This window comes from Klebsiella sp. R445 (genome assembly GCF_051131755.1).
GTDB lineage: Bacteria > Pseudomonadota > Gammaproteobacteria > Enterobacterales > Enterobacteriaceae > Klebsiella > Klebsiella lignicola.
Map to the genome: position 1 here is coordinate 2,786,942 of NZ_CP180446.1, position 17,283 is coordinate 2,804,224.

Below are 17,283 nucleotides of genomic sequence, written 5' to 3' on the forward strand. Positions count from 1 at the left end.
AAAAAAACGCGGTGAGGAGGAGCCATGAGCCTGACTATCCGCTTAACCGGGACCGGCGGCGCCCAACTGGTCCCGGTCTTCGGCTGCTGCTGCGCGGCCTGCCAGCGCGCGCGTAGCCATGACGCCCATCGCCGCCGCCCCTGCAGCGCGGTGGTAAAGTTCAATGAGGCGGTCACCCTGCTGGACGCCGGGCTACCCGACCTGATGGAACAGTGGCCCGCCGGCCAGTTTCAGCAGTTTTTGCTGACCCATTACCATATGGACCATGTGCAGGGACTCTTTCCGCTGCGCTGGGGCGTGGGGGCAACCATTCCGGTATATGGCCCTCCGGACACCGTGGGCTGCGACGACCTGTTTACCCATCCCGGTGTGCTGGATTTCAGCCATACCGTCGAGCCGTTTGTGGTGTTTGAATTGCAGGGATTGCGGGTCACGCCGCTGCCGCTGAACCACTCGAAGCTGACGTTCGGTTATCTGCTGGAATCAGCCCACAGCCGGGTGGCCTGGCTATCGGATACCGCCGGACTGCCGGACAAGACGCTCAAGTTCCTGCTGAACAACCAGCCGCAGGTGATCGTTATCGACTGCAGCTACGAACCACGTCCGCAGACCCCGCGTAACCATTGCGATTTGAATACGGTGCGGGCCCTCAATCTGGTGATTGGCTGCCCGCGGGTCATCCTGACCCATATCAACCACCAGTTTGATCTCTGGATGATGGAGAACGCGCTACCGTCGGGGTTTGAAGCAGGTTACGACGGCATGGAGATCGTGCTGGATTAAGCCCGGCCCTGGCATCAGGAGATCATCAATAGTCGTCTTCCAGCCGGCGTCGATCGCTCTCTAACTGGCGACGATCCTGATCCAACTGCCGCTGACGATCGTCAAGCTGACGCCGGCGATCATCGAGCTGGCGCTGCCGATCGTCATACTGCCGCTGGCGATCGCTGCTTTGCTGTCGGCTGTCCTGGTAGCGTCCGTCATCATAACGATCGTCGCGATCGTCATCATCGTCCGCGCGGCTGCTGCTGGGGTTGTATGCGTCGTTAATCGCCTGCTGAATATTACCGATAGCGTCGTCGATAATATCGGCGCGCGCCAGCGGGCTGTTCAGCACCAGAGTGCAGAGGATCAAAGCGGTAGCATAACGTGGTTTCATAGGGCCAGTCTCTTCGGGGGGCTGGCTCTACGTTAATCAACGGCCCTCAAGGCGAGTAGTGGAGGAATCTCAAATCCGCTGTTGTTCTATCGCGCCGATGGCATCAATCCGCCCCTGATGGCGACCGCCCTCGAATTCGGCAGCCAGCCAGGCATCGACGATCATTTTTGCCAACTCAAGGCCGATTACCCGCGCGCCAAAGGCCAGAATATTGGTGTCATTATGCTGGCGTGAAAGCTGCGCGGAATAAGGTTCACTACAGACAACCGCTCGAATACCAGGGTGCTTGTTGGCAGCGATAGAAATACCCACGCCGGTGCCGCAGATCAGGATCCCGCCGTCAACCTCACCGGCGGCAACTGCCTGCGCGACTGCGCTGGCGTAACGCGGATAATCGGTGCGTTCCGTGGACCATGCGCCTTTATCTACCACCTCAATACCGCGATGACGCAGGTGCATCAGAATATCGTCTTTCAGGATAAACCCGACATGATCGCAGCCAATTGCAATCCTTTTCATACTTAACCTCGCCTGTAGTTAACTTTACGAACTTAGGTTTCCTTGTGATTTAAACGGCACTTTTTGCCGATTTAAACATCAAATCTACCGTGATGTGCGCTTGTTCTACACGGCGTCATTTCACAAAGCAAGTGTAAAAAACCATTTAAACCAAATACCTGCTATTTTAATAATGTTAATAAATTAAATATAACACTATGATTTTAATGAATTTAAATTAAAAATACATTACCTAAATCATTCATTAAACTTCACGAAATACATAACTTTATAAAAATATATTTTTTGTGAAGTTGATTGTATCTTTTCTGATTCGCCTGTGGTGATATAGTGACGTCTTCATTTTATGGACATAGAGAAAGCGATGAATCAGTCAGAACCCAGTTCGCTCCCCAACGGTATCGGCCTTGCGCCCTGGCTACGTATGAAGCAGGAAGGCATGACCGAAAACGAAAGCCGCATCGTCGAATGGGTACTCACTCCCGGCAATCTCAGCGATGCGCCGGCAATCAAAGACGTCGCGGAAGCGCTATCAGTATCCGAGGCCATGATCGTCAAGGTTTCCAAGCTGTTGGGTTTTAGCGGTTTTCGTAATCTGCGCAGCGCGCTGGAGGACTATTTTTCGCAGTCAGAGCAGGTGCTTCCGGCTGAGCTTTCCTTTGATGAGGCGCCGCAGGATGTGGTGAATAAGGTGTTTAACATCACCCTACGCACCATTATGGAAGGTCAGTCGATCGTCAACGTTGATGAAATTCACCGGGCGGCGCGCTTCTTTGCCCAGGCTAACCAACGCGACCTGTACGGCGCGGGCGGATCTAACGCCATTTGTGCTGATGTGCAGCACAAGTTTTTACGCATCGGCGTGCGCTGCCAGACTTATCCAGACGCGCATATCATGATGATGTCCGCCTCATTGCTGAAAGAGGGTGACGTAGTGCTGGTTGTGTCGCACTCGGGGCGCACCAGCGATATTAAATCGGCAGTAGAATTGGCTAAAAAGAACGGGGCCAAAATTATCTGCATCACCCACAGCTATCATTCACCGATTGCTAAATTAGCTGACTTTATTATTTGTTCGCCAGCACCAGAGACGCCTTTATTAGGACGAAACGCCTCAGCGCGTATATTACAACTAACGTTATTAGATGCTTTTTTTGTTTCCGTTGCACAACTAGATATTGAACAAGCGAATTTAAACATGCAAAAAACGGGCGCGATTGTTAATTTATTTTCACCCGGCGCGCTGAAGTAAATAAAAAACCGATCCCACATTAGTGGGATCAATATAACTGTATCCTACATCGAGAATACTGCCATGAATAAATATCTGAAAATTTTCAGCGGCACGCTCATGGGCGTAATGTTATCCACCAGCGCCTTTGCCGCCGCCGATTACGCTGTCGTATTGAAAACCTTATCGAACCCATTTTGGGTTGATATGAAAAAAGGCATTGAAGATGAAGCCAAAGCGTTGGGCGTCAGCGTCGATATTTTTGCTTCCCCTTCTGAAGGCGATTTCCAGTCGCAGCTGCAGCTGTTTGAAGATCTGAACAACAAAAACTACAAAGGTATCGCCTTTGCACCGCTCTCCTCCGTAAACCTGGTGATGCCGGTGGCTAAAGCCTGGAAAAAGGGCATCTATCTGGTCAACCTCGATGAAAAAATCGATATGGATAACCTGAAGAAGGCCGGCGGCAACGTGGAAGGCTTTGTTACCACCGATAACGTGGCGGTAGGGGCAAAAGGGGCGGAGTTTATCGTCGACAAGCTGGGCGCTGAAGGTGGTGAAGTCGCTATTATTGAAGGCAAAGCCGGTAACGCCTCCGGCGAAGCTCGCCGTAACGGCGCTAGCGAAGCCTTCAAAAAAGCAAGCCAGATCAAGCTGGTTGCTAGTCAGCCAGCCGACTGGGACCGTATCAAAGCACTGGACGTTGCCACTAACGTGCTGCAGCGTAACCCAAACGTCAAAGCGATTTACTGCGCTAACGACACGATGGCAATGGGCGTTGCCCAGGCCGTCGCCAATGCCGGCAAAACCGGCAAAATTCTGGTTGTCGGTACCGACGGTATTCCGGAGGCACGCAAAATGGTCGAAGCCGGACAGATGACCGCCACTATCGCGCAGAATCCAGCGGATATTGGTGCAACCGGTCTGAAGCTAATGGTTGATGCAGAGAAGAGCGGTAAAGTCATCGCGCTGGATAAAACCCCGGAATTTAAGCTGGTGGATTCCATTCTGGTGACGAAATAATTCAGGCCTTGTCCGCTCGGTTGCCCTCACCCGGTCCTCTCACCACAGGGTGGGGGTGAAAACATAAGGAATCTCTATGCTCACGCCATATATTTCAATGGCGGGGATCGGCAAATCCTTTGGTCCGGTTCACGCATTAAAATCGGTTGATTTAGCTGTTTACCCCCACGAAATACATGCGTTATTAGGGGAGAATGGTGCCGGTAAATCAACGCTGATGAAAGTTCTGTCTGGAATACATGAACCGACCAAAGGAACCATTACCATTAATAACGTCAACTACGACAAACTTGACCATAAATTAGCGGCCCAGCTTGGTATCGGTATTATTTATCAGGAACTCAGCGTTATTGATGAATTAACGGTGCTGGAGAATTTATATATTGGTCGGCACCTGACAAAAAAAGTCTGCGGCGTCAACGTTATCGACTGGAAAGAGATGCGCGTACGGGCGGCAATGATGCTGCTACGCGTCGGGCTGAAGGTCGATTTAGAAGAAAAGGTGGCGAATCTCTCTATCAGCCATAAGCAGATGCTGGAGATTGCCAAGACGCTGATGCTGGACGCCAAAGTGCTGATCATGGATGAACCCACCTCCTCGCTGACTAATAAAGAGGTGGATTATCTGTTCCTGATCATGAACCAGCTGCGTAAAGAGGGCACCGCTATCGTGTATATCTCGCACAAGCTGGCGGAAATCCGCCGCATATGCGACCGCTACACGGTGATGAAAGACGGCAGTAGCGTATGCAGCGGGATGGTCAGCGAGGTTAACAATGACGACATCGTGCGCCTGATGGTCGGTCGCGAGCTGCAAAACCGCTTCAATGCCATGAAAGAGAGCACCGGCAATATCGCTCGCGAGACGGTGTTCGAAGTGAAAAACGTCACCAGCCATGACAAGAAAAAGGTCCGGGATATCTCCTTTAGCGTTAATCGCGGCGAAATTCTCGGTTTTGCCGGACTGGTTGGTTCCGGACGTACCGAATTAATGGACTGCCTGTTCGGCGTCGATAAGCGCAGCAGCGGCGAAATTCACCTCAACGGCAAGGAGATTTCTCCTCGCTCACCGCTGGATGCCTTAAAGAAAGGCATGGGCTACATCACGGAAAGCCGCCGTGAGAATGGTTTCTTCGGTAATTTCACTATCGCACAGAACATGGCAGTGAGTCAGAGCCTAAAACGTGGTGGTTATAAAGGTGCAATGGGGTTGTTTCATGAAGGAGAAGAACGCAAAACGGCGGAAGAACAACGCAAGCTGTTGGCCCTGAAGTGCCATTCCGTCGATCAGAACATTACCGAACTTTCCGGTGGAAACCAGCAAAAGGTACTGATTTCTAAATGGTTATGTTGCAACCCTGACGTCATTATTTTTGATGAGCCCACGCGCGGTATCGACGTTGGGGCGAAAGCCGAAATTTATAAAGTGATGCGCCAACTGGCCGATAACGGAAAGGTCATTTTGATGGTGTCGTCTGAACTTCCTGAAATTATCGCCGTCTGCGACCGCATCGCCGTGTTCTGCGAAGGGCAAATGACGCAAATTCTGACCAATCGTGACGACATGATCGAAGAGGAGATTATGGTATGGGCACTGCCTCAAGAGTAAAAGGCGAAACCGGTGAGAAAAAGCCGTTTAACTTCGCGTTGTTCTGGGATAAATACGGCACCTTTTTTATCCTCGCCATTATCGTAGCGATTTTCGGCACCCTATCGTCAGAGTACTTCCTGACGACCAACAACATTACGCAGATCTTCGTTCAGAGTTCCGTCACCGTCCTGATCGGCATGGGCGAGTTCTTCGCGATCCTCGTCGCCGGGATCGACCTGTCGGTCGGGGCGATTCTCGCACTCTCCGGGATGGTCACCGCTAAGTTGATGCTCGCGGGCGTCGATCCGTTCCTCGCCGCGCTGATCGGCGGCGTGCTGGTAGGCGGCGCGCTGGGTGCTATCAACGGCTGTCTGGTCAACTGGACCGGCCTGCATCCGTTCATTATTACGCTCGGCACTAACGCTATTTTCCGCGGTATTACGCTGGTTATCTCTGATGCCAACTCGGTGTACGGCTTCTCATTTGACTTCGTTAACTTCTTTGCCGCTACGCCGCTTGGGATCCCGGTTCCGGTTATCTTCTCACTGATTGTGGCGGTGATCCTGTGGTTCCTGACTACCCGTACGCGACTGGGTCGCAACATCTATGCCCTTGGTGGTAACAAAAACGCAGCCTTCTACTCCGGTATCGACGTCAAGTTCCACATGCTGCTGGTCTTTATCATCTCTGGCGTCTGTGCCGGGTTGGCTGGCGTGGTCTCCACTGCGCGACTGGGAGCGGCGGAACCACTGGCCGGGATGGGCTTTGAAACATACGCCATTGCCAGTGCCATTATCGGCGGTACCAGCTTCTTCGGTGGTAAGGGACGTATTTTCTCAGTGGTGATAGGTGGTCTGATCATCGGCACCATCAACAATGGATTGAATATTCTGCAGGTACAAACCTACTACCAACTGGTGGTGATGGGTGGATTAATTATCGCGGCTGTCGCCCTCGACCGTCTTATCAGTAAGTAAGGAATTTATGATGAAAATTGCTCCCTCGTTAATGTGTATGGACCTTCTGAAATTTAAAGAACAGATCGAGTTTATCGACCGGCATGCAGACTATTTTCACATCGACATCATGGACGGTCACTTTGTGCCGAACCTCACTCTGTCACCGTATTTCGTCAGCCAGGTGAAAAAGCTGGCCAGTAAGCCACTGGACTGCCATCTGATGGTCACTCGTCCGCAGGATTACATTAGCCAACTGGCGCAGGCAGGCGCGGACTTTATCACCCTGCACCCGGAAACCATCAACGGCCAGGCCTTCCGCCTGATTGAGGAGATTCACCGCCACGGCATGAAGGTCGGGCTGATCCTGAATCCGGAAACGCCGGTTGAGGCTATGAAGTACTACATTCATAAAGCCGACAAAATCACGGTGATGACCGTCGATCCGGGCTTCGCCGGACAGCCGTTTATCCCGGAGATGCTGGAAAAAATTGCAGAACTGAAAGCCTGGCGCGAGCGCGACGGTCTGAGCTACGAAATTGAAATCGACGGTTCCTGCAACAAAGCCACCTATGAAAAGCTGATGGCGGCGGGCGCGGATGTCTTTATCGTCGGCACTTCCGGTCTCTTTAACCATGCCGACCAGATTGATGACGCGTGGCAAATCATGGAACAGCAGATCCTGGCGGCGAAAAACGAGGTACTGCCTCATGCAAAAACAGCGTAACGTCGTCGCGGGGGTGGATATGGGGGCGACCCATATCCGTTTTTGCCTGCAAACATCGCAGGGCGAAGCGCTGCACTGCGAAAAGCTGCGTACTGCTGACGTGATAAACTCTGATGGCCTGGTCAACGGCATTAAAAATCTGTTGCAGCAGCATCTTAGCCATCATGCAGCCCATTGTAGCGGGCTGGTGATGGGGTTCCCGGCACTGGTGGCAAAAGACAAACGGACGATTATCTCAACGCCTAACCTGCCTCTGGCCGCTGACGACCTGTATAACCTGGCTGACCGGCTGGAAGCGGCGCTTGACTGCCCGGTTGAGTTTTCTCGCGATGTAAATCTACAGCTCTCTTTTGACGTGCAGGAAAACGATCTCGAGGATCAGGAGGTACTGGCGGCCTATCTCGGCACCGGCATGGGCTTCGCCGTCTGGCTGAACGGCGGGCCGTGGACCGGTGCGCACGGCGTTGCGGGCGAGTTGGGGCATATTCCTCAAGGGGATGGCGCTCTCACCTGCGCCTGCGGCAACCCTGGGTGCCTGGAAACCGTCTGTTCCGGTATCGCGTTAAAGCGCTGGTATGAACAACAGCCGCGCACGTATGAGCTAGGCGAGCTGTTTGTCCACGCCGCACAGGAGCCGTTTGTGCAGGCGATGCTAAACCACGCAGCCCGCGCTATCGCCACCAGCGTCAACCTGTTTGACCCGGATGCGGTGATCCTCGGCGGCGGCGTGATGGATATGCCCGCCTTCCCGCGCGACGCGCTAATCGCCATGGTTAAAACCTACATTCGCCGTCCGCTGCCGTACCAGGTCGTACGCTTTGTTAGCGCCTCGTCCTCAGCATTTAACGGCGCTCAGGGCGCAGCAACGCTAGCACGTAGCCGTTACTTAACCTAGAGCCGGTTACACCGATAAGTGCAGTAACGCCTCCGAGCCTGAATCCCCGGAGGCGGTGCTGCGCACCTGTTACACCTCTTACCCACGTCACATCCCTCCACTTCGACACGTCAAAACTGACGATTGCCTGCTTTTCGTCAGCATTCAGACCAAAAAATCGACGTATTATCAGTGAATACACACAATGAAAACATGGCATAGAAGATGCATATTGAGGGCGAGATAGCGCGTATGCGCCCATTGATTAACTGGAGCAAGACCGATGAAAAAAGTCGTCACGGTTTGCCCGTATTGCGCATCAGGTTGCAAAATCAACCTGGTGGTCGATAACGGCAAAATCGTCCGGGCTGAGGCGGCACAGGGGAAAACCAATCAGGGAACCCTGTGCCTGAAAGGCTACTATGGCTGGGACTTTATTAACGATACCCAGATCCTCACCCCGCGTCTGAAAACCCCGATGATCCGCCGTCAGCGTGGCGGCAAACTGGAATCCGTCTCCTGGGAAGAGGCCCTCGACTACGTCGCCACCCGCCTCAGCGAGATTAAAGCCAAGTACGGCCCGGATGCTATCCAGACCACCGGCTCATCCCGCGGCACCGGCAATGAAACCAACTATGTGATGCAAAAATTCGCACGCGCCGTTATTGGTACCAATAACGTCGACTGTTGCGCGCGCGTCTGACACGGCCCTTCGGTTGCAGGTCTGCACCAGTCGGTCGGTAATGGCGCCATGAGTAATGCCATCACAGAGATTGATAACACCGATCTCGTGTTTATCTTCGGGTACAACCCGGCAGATTCACACCCCATCGTGGCGAATCACGTGATTAACGCCAAACGCAATGGGGCGAAAATTATCGTCTGCGATCCGCGCAAAATTGAAACCGCGCGCATTGCCGATATGCACATCGCGTTGAAAAACGGCTCGAACATCGCGCTGCTCAACGCCATCGGGCATGTCATCATCGAGGAAGATCTCTACGATAAATCCTTCGTGGCCAGCCGTTCTGAGGGCTTCGAGGAGTATCGCAAAATCGTCGAAGGCTACACGCCGGAGTCGGTGGAAGCGATCACCGGCGTCAGCGCGCAGCAAATCCGCGAATGCGCCCGGATGTACGCCAGCGCCAAATCCGCCGCGATCCTGTGGGGCATGGGCGTCACCCAGTTCTATCAGGGGGTGGAAACCGTCCGCTCGCTGACCAGCCTGGCGATCATGACCGGCAACCTCGGTAAACCGAGCGTCGGCGTCAATCCGGTGCGCGGGCAGAACAACGTCCAGGGTGCCTGCGATATGGGCGCGCTGCCGGATACCTATCCGGGCTACCAGTATGTGAAGTTCCCGGAAAACCGCGAGAAGTTCGCCAGAGCCTGGGGCGTCGACAGCCTGCCGGAACACACCGGCTACCGCATCAGCGAGCTGCCGCACCGCGCGGCACATGGCGAAGTGCGGGCGGCTTACATCATGGGGGAAGATCCGCTCCAGACCGACGCCGAGCTGTCCGCCGTGCGTAAAGCGTTTGAAGAGCTGGAACTGGTTATCGTCCAGGACATCTTTATGACCAAAACCGCGTCGGCGGCGGATGTGATTTTACCGTCAACGTCGTGGGGCGAGCATGAAGGCGTCTATACCGCCGCCGACCGTGGCTTCCAGCGCTTCTTTAAAGCGGTAGAGCCGAAGTGGGACCTGAAAACCGACTGGCAGATCATCAGTGAAATCGCCACCCGGATGGGCTACCCGATGCACTACAACAACACCCAGGAGATCTGGGACGAGTTGCGGCATCTGTGCCCGGATTTCTACGGTGCCACCTACGAGAAAATGGGCGAGCTGGGCTACATCATGTGGCCGTGTCGCGACGAGTCCGATGCCGATCAGGGGACCTCTTATCTGTTTAAAGAGAAGTTTGATACCCCGAACGGTCTGGCACAGTTCTATACCTGCGACTGGGTTGCGCCGATTGACAAGCTGACCGACGAGTACCCGATGGTGCTCTCAACGGTGCGTGAAGTAGGCCACTATTCGTGTCGTTCGATGACCGGCAACTGTGCGGCGCTGGCCGCGCTGGCGGATGAACCGGGCTATGCGCAAATCAACACCGCCGACGCCGCGCGTCTGGGGATTGAAGATGAAGCGCTGGTGTGGGTCAATTCGCGCAAAGGGCGGATCATTACCCGTGCCCAGGTCAGCGACCGGCCGAATAAAGGGGCGGTCTATATGACCTACCAGTGGTGGATTGGCGCCTGTAACGAGCTGGTGACCGAGAACCTGAGCCCGATTACCAAAACGCCGGAGTACAAGTACTGCGCCGTGAACGTTGAGCGCATCGCCGACCAACGCGCCGCCGAGCAGTATGTCATTGACGAGTACAGCAAGCTAAAAGCCCGCCTGCGCGAAAGCGCCATGGGTTAACAAAGCCGCCTCCCCGGAGGCGGCCGGACTGCACGACCCGTAACCCGGGCAAGGCGCGTTAGCGCCCCCCCGGGTTTCACCAAACCTGCCAGTTGCTGCCATTTTCTTCTTTTTCGCCTCCCTTTATACTGCTCGCTGTGTCCCTGACTGATAATAAAAAATGAAATACCTCTATTTACTTCTGGCATTATTTTCACTCACCGCTGGCGCCATGGAACCCGGAAGCCAGTACAAACAGCAGGCGGAAGCTGGCGATCCGCGTGCGCAATACTATCTTGCTGATACCTATGTCAGTTTCGGCGATTATCCGCAGGCTGAATACTGGGCGCAAAAGTCGGCCGATAACGGCGACGGTGACGCCCTGGCGCTGCTGGCTCAGTTAAAAATACGCAATCCGCAGCAGGCCGATTACAAACTGGCCCGGCAGCTGGCCGAGAAATCGGTACAGACCGGCAGTAAGGCCGGAGAGATCGTCCTTGCCCGGGTGCTGGTCAACCATCAGGCCGGCCAGACGGATTACTCCCACGCGATCTCGCTGCTGCAGGATGCCGCGCAGGACCCGGAAAGTGACTCTGCCGTTGATGCCCAGATGCTGCTGGGATTAATTTACGCCAGCGGCGTGCAGGCGGCGGAAGATGATGCGATGGCGACGGACTATTTTAAACGCAGCTCCTCGCTGTCGCGCACCGGGTATGCCGAATACTGGGCCGGGATGATGTTCCTGCAAGGAGAAAAAGGGTTCATCGAGCCGAATCACCAGAAAGCGCTGCACTGGCTGAACGTCAGCTGTCAGGAAGGATTTGATACCGGTTGTGAAGAGTTCGACAGAATAAGCAAAGGATAAGAACAGGCCCGGAGCGATGGCACCGGGCCTGTTATGTTATTGGGCCGTCTTATCAAATTTGCCCAGCACCTCGCGTTCATACGCCAGCGCTTTTTTACGGTCAAACTTGTGTTCCCAACGGGCAATCACCAGCACCGCCAGAGCATTACCCACCACGTTCAGTGCGGTACGCGCCATATCGAGGATACGGTCAACGCCGGCAATAAAGGCCAGGCCTTCCAGCGGGATCCCCACGCTACCCAGCGTCGCCAACAGCACCACGAAGGAGACGCCCGGCACGCCAGCAATCCCTTTCGAAGTCACCATCAGCGTCAGCACCAGGGTAATTTCCTGCCACAAAGAGAGGTCAATCCCGTACAGCTGTGCGATGAAGATCGCTGCGATGCTCTGATACAGCGTCGAGCCATCGAGGTTAAAGGAGTAACCGGTCGGTACCACGAAGCTGGTAATCGAAGCCGGGGCGCCATAGGCCTCCATCTTCTCAATAATTCGCGGCAGCACGCTTTCAGAACTGGCGGTTGAGTACGCCAGAATCAGCTCATCTTTCAGGATGCGGATCAGGATCCAGATGCTCAGCCCGCATAACCGCGCCACGGTCCCCAGCACCACCAGCGCGAAGAACAGGATCGCGAAGTACACCAGAATCACCAGCTTCGCCAACGGCCACAGCGAGGCGAAACCAAAGGTCGCCACGGTGACCGAGATCAGCGCAAACACCCCGACCGGCGCATAGCGCATCACCATGTGGGTCACTTTAAACATGGTTTCGGAGATGGAACGGAAAACGGTGACCAGCGGTTCGCGATGCGTCGCTGGCAGCGAAGAGAGCCCCAGCCCGAACAGCACCGAGAAGAAGATAATCGGCAGCATTTCGCCTTTCGCCATGGAGGCGACGATATTGGTCGGCACCAGAGACAGGATCGTCCCCATCAGACCATGAGCATGGTTTTGTACTTCCGCCGTGGTGCTCTGATATTTTGAAATATCCACCGCCGCCAGCTGCGACATATCAATGCCGCTTCCCGGCTGGAATACGTTCGCCAGGGTAATCCCCAGCACAATCGCCACCGTGGTGATCACTTCAAAATAGATAATGGTTTTGGCGCCGATGCGGCCCAGTTGCTTGGCATCGCCCACGCCCGCAATCCCGACGATCAGCGTCGAAATAACAATCGGTACGACGATCATCTTGATCAGATGGATAAAGATATCGCCCGCCGGCGTCAGGAAGTTCGAAATGATCCATTCGCGACTTTCGGCGTGATAGTGCAGGTAGCTACCCAATAGGATACCCAGCACCAGGGCCAGCAAAATTTGCCAGGCCAGACTGACGTTTGTTTTTTTCTTCACTACAGACTTCCTCAATGAAAGGCAGCATTCCCAGAGGTAATGACGCCCACTGAAAGGGGTATGAATTGTGTTGCGTTGCTTTATGGGGTTTTTTAACGCGCGGTATCAGTATCATTTGCACGGCATGCTACGCAAGCGTTTAAGAACAGGGCTTTCCGCTGGTTTTGTGCATAAATTCACGAACTTTCCCCACTTATATTGCATAAGTATTTGTTATAAAAAAAATTTCATAAATTCAATTTCTATAAATACATCTCCGAAATTATTCCACTTCAAAGTTTCATTTGATTGATTTTCATTCAGTTGAATTAATGCGTGATCTGCCCCCCAAATAGCAAACAAAGCCGCTAAAGCCCCTACAATTAACGTTTACTTGACATATATTTAACAATCTAAAGGAGAAAAAAAGCCATGAGCCAAATACATAAACACTCTATTCCCGCTAACATTGCGGACAGCTGCCTGATTAACCCGGAACAGTACAAGGCAAACTATCAACAATCGATTACTGACCCCGAGAGTTTCTGGGGTGAGCAGGGCAAAATCCTTGACTGGATGCAGCCCTACACCCGCGTGAAGAACACCTCGTTCGCGCCCGGTAACGTCTCTATCAAATGGTATGAAGACGGCACCCTGAACCTCGCAGCGAACTGCCTCGATCGCCACCTCGCCGAACGCGGCGACCAGACCGCGATTATCTGGGAGGGCGACGACGCCAGCCAAAGCAAGCACATTACCTATCGCGAACTGCATCGCGACGTGTGCCGTTTTGCTAACGTCCTGCTTAATCTTGGGATTAAAAAAGGCGATGTTGTCGCCATCTATATGCCAATGGTGCCAGAAGCAGCCGTGGCCATGCTGGCCTGCGCCCGTATCGGTGCTATCCATTCGGTGATCTTCGGTGGCTTCTCCCCAGAAGCGGTTGCCGGGCGCATCATCGACTCCAGCTCTCGCCTGGTGATCACCGCTGACGAAGGCCTGCGTGCCGGTCGTGCCATCCCGCTGAAGAAAAACGTCGATGACGCGCTGAAAAACCCGAACGTCACCACCATCGAACACGTGGTGGTCCTCAAACGCACCGGCGGCAAAATCGACTGGCAGGAAAATCGCGACCTGTGGTGGAGCGACCTGCTGGAAAAAGCCAGCGACCAGCATCAGCCGGCCGAGATGAATGCCGAAGATCCGCTGTTCATCCTCTATACTTCCGGTTCTACCGGCAAGCCGAAAGGGGTGCTGCACACCACCGGCGGCTATCTGGTCTATGCGGCCACCACCTTTAAATACGTCTTCGACTACCATCCTGGCGAGATCTACTGGTGCACCGCCGATGTGGGCTGGGTCACCGGTCACAGCTATCTGCTGTACGGCCCGCTGGCCTGCGGCGCCACCACGCTGATGTTCGAAGGCGTGCCAAACTGGCCGACCCCGGCGCGCATGTGCCAGGTGGTCGATAAGCATAAGGTCAATATTCTCTACACCGCGCCAACGGCGATCCGCGCGCTGATGGCGGAAGGTGATAAGGCTATCGAAGGCACTGACCGCTCTTCCCTGCGCATTCTGGGCTCCGTCGGCGAGCCGATTAACCCGGAAGCCTGGGAGTGGTACTGGAAGAAGATCGGCAACGAAAAATGCCCGGTGATGGACACCTGGTGGCAAACCGAAACCGGCGGCTTCATGATTACGCCACTGCCGGGGGCTATCGAGCTGAAAGCCGGTTCCGCCACGCGGCCTTTCTTCGGCGTGCAGCCGGTGCTGGTCGATAACGAAGGCACCCCGCTGGAAGGCGCAACGGAAGGCAATCTGGCGATCGCCGACTCCTGGCCGGGTCAGGCGCGCACGCTGTTTGGCGACCACGAGCGCTTTGAACAGACCTACTTCTCCACCTTCAAGAATATGTATTTCAGCGGCGATGGCGCGCGTCGTGATGAAGACGGTTATTTCTGGATCACCGGACGCGTGGATGACGTGCTGAACGTCTCCGGCCACCGCCTGGGCACCGCGGAAATCGAATCGGCGCTGGTTTCGCACCCGAAAATTGCCGAAGCGGCAGTGGTCGGCATTCCGCATAACATTAAAGGCCAGGCGATTTACGCTTACGTGACGCTGAATCACGGTGAAGAGCCGACGCCGGAACTGTATGCCGAAGTGCGCAATTGGGTACGTAAAGAGATTGGTCCGCTGGCCACGCCGGATGTGCTGCACTGGACCGACTCATTACCGAAAACCCGCTCCGGTAAAATCATGCGCCGTATTCTGCGCAAAATTGCCGCGGGCGATACCAGCAACCTCGGCGATACCTCAACCCTGGCGGATCCGGGCGTAGTGGAAAAACTGCTCGAAGAGAAGCAGGCCATTGCCATGCCGTCATAAACCAACGCATTCCCTACACCCTCTCCCCTTCAGGGGAGAGGACATAAATAATAGCCCCTAAGGATTCCACGTAGCAGGACAGCGCAAGCCCTCCTCTTCCCGACAGCACGCTGCCGGGCGGATAAGTGCTGCCAATGAATGGCGCGTGGATGACAAAAGGGATACCTCTGGAGACGCTGTAATGAATGAACAAATTTGTCAGCGGATAGAAGATAGTGCGCATTTCAGGGAGTTAGTTGCTACCCGGCAAAGGTTTGCCGCCATCTTGTCACTGATTATGTTGGTTATCTACGTGGGTTTTATTTTGCTCATCGCCTTCGCCCCGGGCTGGCTCGGCACACCGCTGCATGCCGGAACCAGCGTAACCCGAGGCATCCCCATTGGCATCGGCGTTATCGTTATCTCTTTTGTACTGACCGGGATCTATGTCTGGCGGGCAAACGGTGAGTTTGATCGCCTGACGAAAAGTGTGATTAACGAGGTGCACGCATCATGAAAAAAGTTTTGACGGCGATTGCCGCCACACTCCCTTTTTCCGTGAGCGCCGCTGACGCTATTTCCGGTGCGGTGCAGCGCCAGCCGACAAACTGGCAGGCGATTATAATGTTCCTGATTTTTGTCGCCCTCACGCTGTATATCACTTACTGGGCGTCAAAACGGGTACGCTCGCGCAACGACTATTACACTGCGGGCGGTAATATCACCGGTTTCCAGAACGGGCTGGCGATTGCCGGCGACTTTATGTCGGCGGCCTCCTTCCTCGGTATTTCTGCACTGGTCTACACCTCCGGCTACGACGGGCTGATTTATTCCCTTGGCTTCCTGGTTGGCTGGCCGATTATTCTGTTCCTGATTGCCGAGCGTCTGCGTAACCTCGGGCGCTACACCTTCGCCGACGTCGCCTCGTATCGCCTGAAACAGGGGCCGATTCGTACCCTTTCCGCCTGCGGCTCGCTGGTGGTGGTGGCGCTGTATCTGATTGCGCAGATGGTCGGTGCGGGCAAGCTGATTCAGCTGCTGTTCGGTCTGAACTATCACGTGGCGGTGGTGCTGGTCGGCGTGCTGATGGTGCTCTACGTCCTGTTCGGCGGCATGCTTGCCACGACATGGGTGCAGATTATCAAAGCGGTTCTGCTGCTGTGCGGCGCCAGCTTTATGGCCTTTATGGTCATGAAACACGTCGGTTTCAGCTTCAATAATCTGTTCAGCGAAGCCATGGCGGTTCACCCGAAAGGGGCGGCCATTATGAGCCCTGGCGGACTAGTGAAAGACCCGATATCCGCGCTGTCTCTTGGCCTTGGTCTGATGTTTGGTACCGCCGGCCTGCCGCATATTCTGATGCGCTTCTTCACCGTGAGCGATGCGCGTGAGGCACGGAAAAGCGTGTTCTACGCCACCGGCTTTATGGGCTATTTCTATATTCTGACCTTTATCATCGGCTTCGGCGCGATCATGCTGGTCGGGGCAAACCCGGCGTTCAAAGACTCGGCGGGCGTGCTGATTGGCGGCAATAACATGGCAGCGGTCCACCTGGCTGACGCGGTGGGCGGTAACCTGTTCCTCGGCTTTATTTCCGCCGTCGCCTTCGCCACGATTCTGGCGGTGGTCGCGGGCTTAACCCTGGCAGGCGCGTCGGCGGTCTCTCACGACCTGTACGCCAACGTCTTCCGCAAAGGTGCCAGCGAGCGTGACGAACTGCGGGTGTCAAAAATCACCGTGCTGTTGCTGGGGGTGGTGGCGATCCTGCTGGGGATTCTGTTCGAAAACCAGAACATCGCCTTCATGGTGGGTCTGGCCTTCTCGATTGCAGCCAGCTGTAACTTCCCGATCATTCTGCTGTCGATGTACTGGTCGAAACTCACCACTCGCGGCGCGATGATCGGCGGCTGGCTGGGGCTGTTGACGGCGGTTATCCTGATGATCCTCGGCCCGACAATTTGGGTGCAGATCCTCGGGCATGAAAAGGCGATATTCCCGTATGAATATCCGGCGCTGTTCTCTATCGCCATTGCCTTCGTGGGTATCTGGTTCTTCTCTGCCACCGACAACTCTGCCGAAGGGATGCGCGAGCGCGAGCAGTTCCGCGCGCAGTTTATCCGTTCGCAGACCGGCATCGGCATCGAACGCGGCCAGGCGCACTAGTCTGACCCTCCCCGGCCGCATGGCCGGGGATCACATTTTTTTCCGCTTCAGGTGATGTTTATCACGTCA

Annotated in this window: 15 protein-coding genes; 12 read left to right on the forward strand and 3 right to left on the reverse strand. The window is 54.8% G+C overall.

Features of this window, described 5'->3' with window-relative positions; translation table 11 throughout:
• Positions 1 to 24: 24 nt before the first annotated feature.
• Positions 25 to 783, forward strand: a complete 759-nt coding sequence (gene phnP, locus ACMYSN_RS13070) for an MBL fold metallo-hydrolase (RefSeq protein WP_462495140.1) — start codon at positions 25 to 27, stop codon at positions 781 to 783.
• A gap of 25 nt (positions 784 to 808) precedes the next feature.
• Here the strand turns inward: phnP and yjdP are convergent, their stop codons facing one another.
• Together yjdP and rpiB are read right to left on the reverse strand one after the other, a co-directional pair.
• The gene (gene yjdP, locus ACMYSN_RS13075) at positions 809 to 1,159 is read right to left on the reverse strand and encodes a DDRRRQL repeat protein YjdP (RefSeq protein ID WP_174509930.1); all 351 of its coding nucleotides are present in this window, start codon (positions 1,157 to 1,159) and stop codon (positions 809 to 811) included.
• 69 nt (positions 1,160 to 1,228) lie between these two features.
• Positions 1,229 to 1,678, reverse strand: coding sequence for an RpiB/LacA/LacB family sugar-phosphate isomerase (gene rpiB / locus ACMYSN_RS13080; protein ID WP_462495141.1), 450 nt, complete (start codon positions 1,676 to 1,678; stop codon positions 1,229 to 1,231).
• 364 nt (positions 1,679 to 2,042) lie between these two features.
• Between rpiB and ACMYSN_RS13085 the strand changes: the two genes are divergently transcribed.
• The 8 genes from ACMYSN_RS13085 (at position 2,043) to ACMYSN_RS13120 (ending at position 11,352) form a co-directional block, all read left to right on the forward strand.
• Positions 2,043 to 2,930: a MurR/RpiR family transcriptional regulator gene (locus ACMYSN_RS13085; RefSeq protein WP_123757787.1), complete on the forward strand. Its 888-nt coding sequence runs from the start codon at positions 2,043 to 2,045 to the stop codon at positions 2,928 to 2,930.
• A gap of 63 nt (positions 2,931 to 2,993) precedes the next feature.
• On the forward strand, positions 2,994 to 3,929 hold the full coding sequence (alsB, locus tag ACMYSN_RS13090) for a D-allose ABC transporter substrate-binding protein (RefSeq protein ID WP_462495142.1): 936 nt from the start codon (positions 2,994 to 2,996) through the stop codon (positions 3,927 to 3,929).
• Between the two features lie 76 nt (positions 3,930 to 4,005).
• Positions 4,006 to 5,538 (forward strand): D-allose ABC transporter ATP-binding protein AlsA, encoded by a 1,533-nt coding sequence (gene alsA / locus ACMYSN_RS13095; protein WP_462495143.1) that lies wholly within the window; start codon positions 4,006 to 4,008, stop codon positions 5,536 to 5,538.
• Positions 5,517 to 6,497, forward strand: coding sequence for an ABC transporter permease (gene alsC / locus ACMYSN_RS13100; RefSeq protein ID WP_462495144.1), 981 nt, complete (start codon positions 5,517 to 5,519; stop codon positions 6,495 to 6,497). Before alsA ends, alsC begins: the two co-directional genes overlap by 22 nt.
• Before the next feature lie 10 nt (positions 6,498 to 6,507).
• Positions 6,508 to 7,203 carry a ribulose-phosphate 3-epimerase gene (gene alsE / locus ACMYSN_RS13105; protein ID WP_462498255.1) on the forward strand — a complete coding sequence of 232 codons (696 nt, stop codon included), beginning with the start codon at positions 6,508 to 6,510 and terminating at the stop codon, positions 7,201 to 7,203.
• Positions 7,187 to 8,098 carry an allose kinase gene (alsK, locus tag ACMYSN_RS13110; RefSeq protein WP_462495145.1) on the forward strand — a complete coding sequence of 304 codons (912 nt, stop codon included), beginning with the start codon at positions 7,187 to 7,189 and terminating at the stop codon, positions 8,096 to 8,098. Before alsE ends, alsK begins: the two co-directional genes overlap by 17 nt.
• A gap of 262 nt (positions 8,099 to 8,360) precedes the next feature.
• On the forward strand, positions 8,361 to 10,508 hold the full coding sequence (gene fdhF, locus ACMYSN_RS13115) for a formate dehydrogenase subunit alpha (RefSeq protein WP_462495146.1): 2,148 nt from the start codon (positions 8,361 to 8,363) through the stop codon (positions 10,506 to 10,508).
• Positions 10,509 to 10,668: 160 nt separating this feature from the next.
• The gene (locus ACMYSN_RS13120) at positions 10,669 to 11,352 is read left to right on the forward strand and encodes a tetratricopeptide repeat protein (RefSeq protein ID WP_462495147.1); all 684 of its coding nucleotides are present in this window, start codon (positions 10,669 to 10,671) and stop codon (positions 11,350 to 11,352) included.
• A 36-nt stretch (positions 11,353 to 11,388) separates the two neighbouring features.
• Here ACMYSN_RS13120 and gltP read toward each other — a convergent pair whose 3' ends face one another.
• Entirely contained in the window at positions 11,389 to 12,702 is a 1,314-nt protein-coding gene (gene gltP / locus ACMYSN_RS13125; protein WP_123757779.1) for a glutamate/aspartate:proton symporter GltP, read from the reverse strand.
• A gap of 411 nt (positions 12,703 to 13,113) precedes the next feature.
• Between gltP and acs the strand changes: the two genes are divergently transcribed.
• The 3 genes from acs (at position 13,114) to actP (ending at position 17,214) form a co-directional block, all read left to right on the forward strand.
• Positions 13,114 to 15,072 carry an acetate--CoA ligase gene (acs, locus tag ACMYSN_RS13130; RefSeq protein ID WP_123757778.1) on the forward strand — a complete coding sequence of 653 codons (1,959 nt, stop codon included), beginning with the start codon at positions 13,114 to 13,116 and terminating at the stop codon, positions 15,070 to 15,072.
• Between the two features lie 181 nt (positions 15,073 to 15,253).
• The gene (locus ACMYSN_RS13135; protein ID WP_434586755.1) at positions 15,254 to 15,568 is read left to right on the forward strand and encodes a DUF485 domain-containing protein; all 315 of its coding nucleotides are present in this window, start codon (positions 15,254 to 15,256) and stop codon (positions 15,566 to 15,568) included.
• On the forward strand, positions 15,565 to 17,214 hold the full coding sequence (gene actP / locus ACMYSN_RS13140) for a cation acetate symporter (RefSeq protein WP_462495148.1): 1,650 nt from the start codon (positions 15,565 to 15,567) through the stop codon (positions 17,212 to 17,214). Before ACMYSN_RS13135 ends, actP begins: the two co-directional genes overlap by 4 nt.
• Positions 17,215 to 17,283 lie beyond the last annotated feature (69 nt).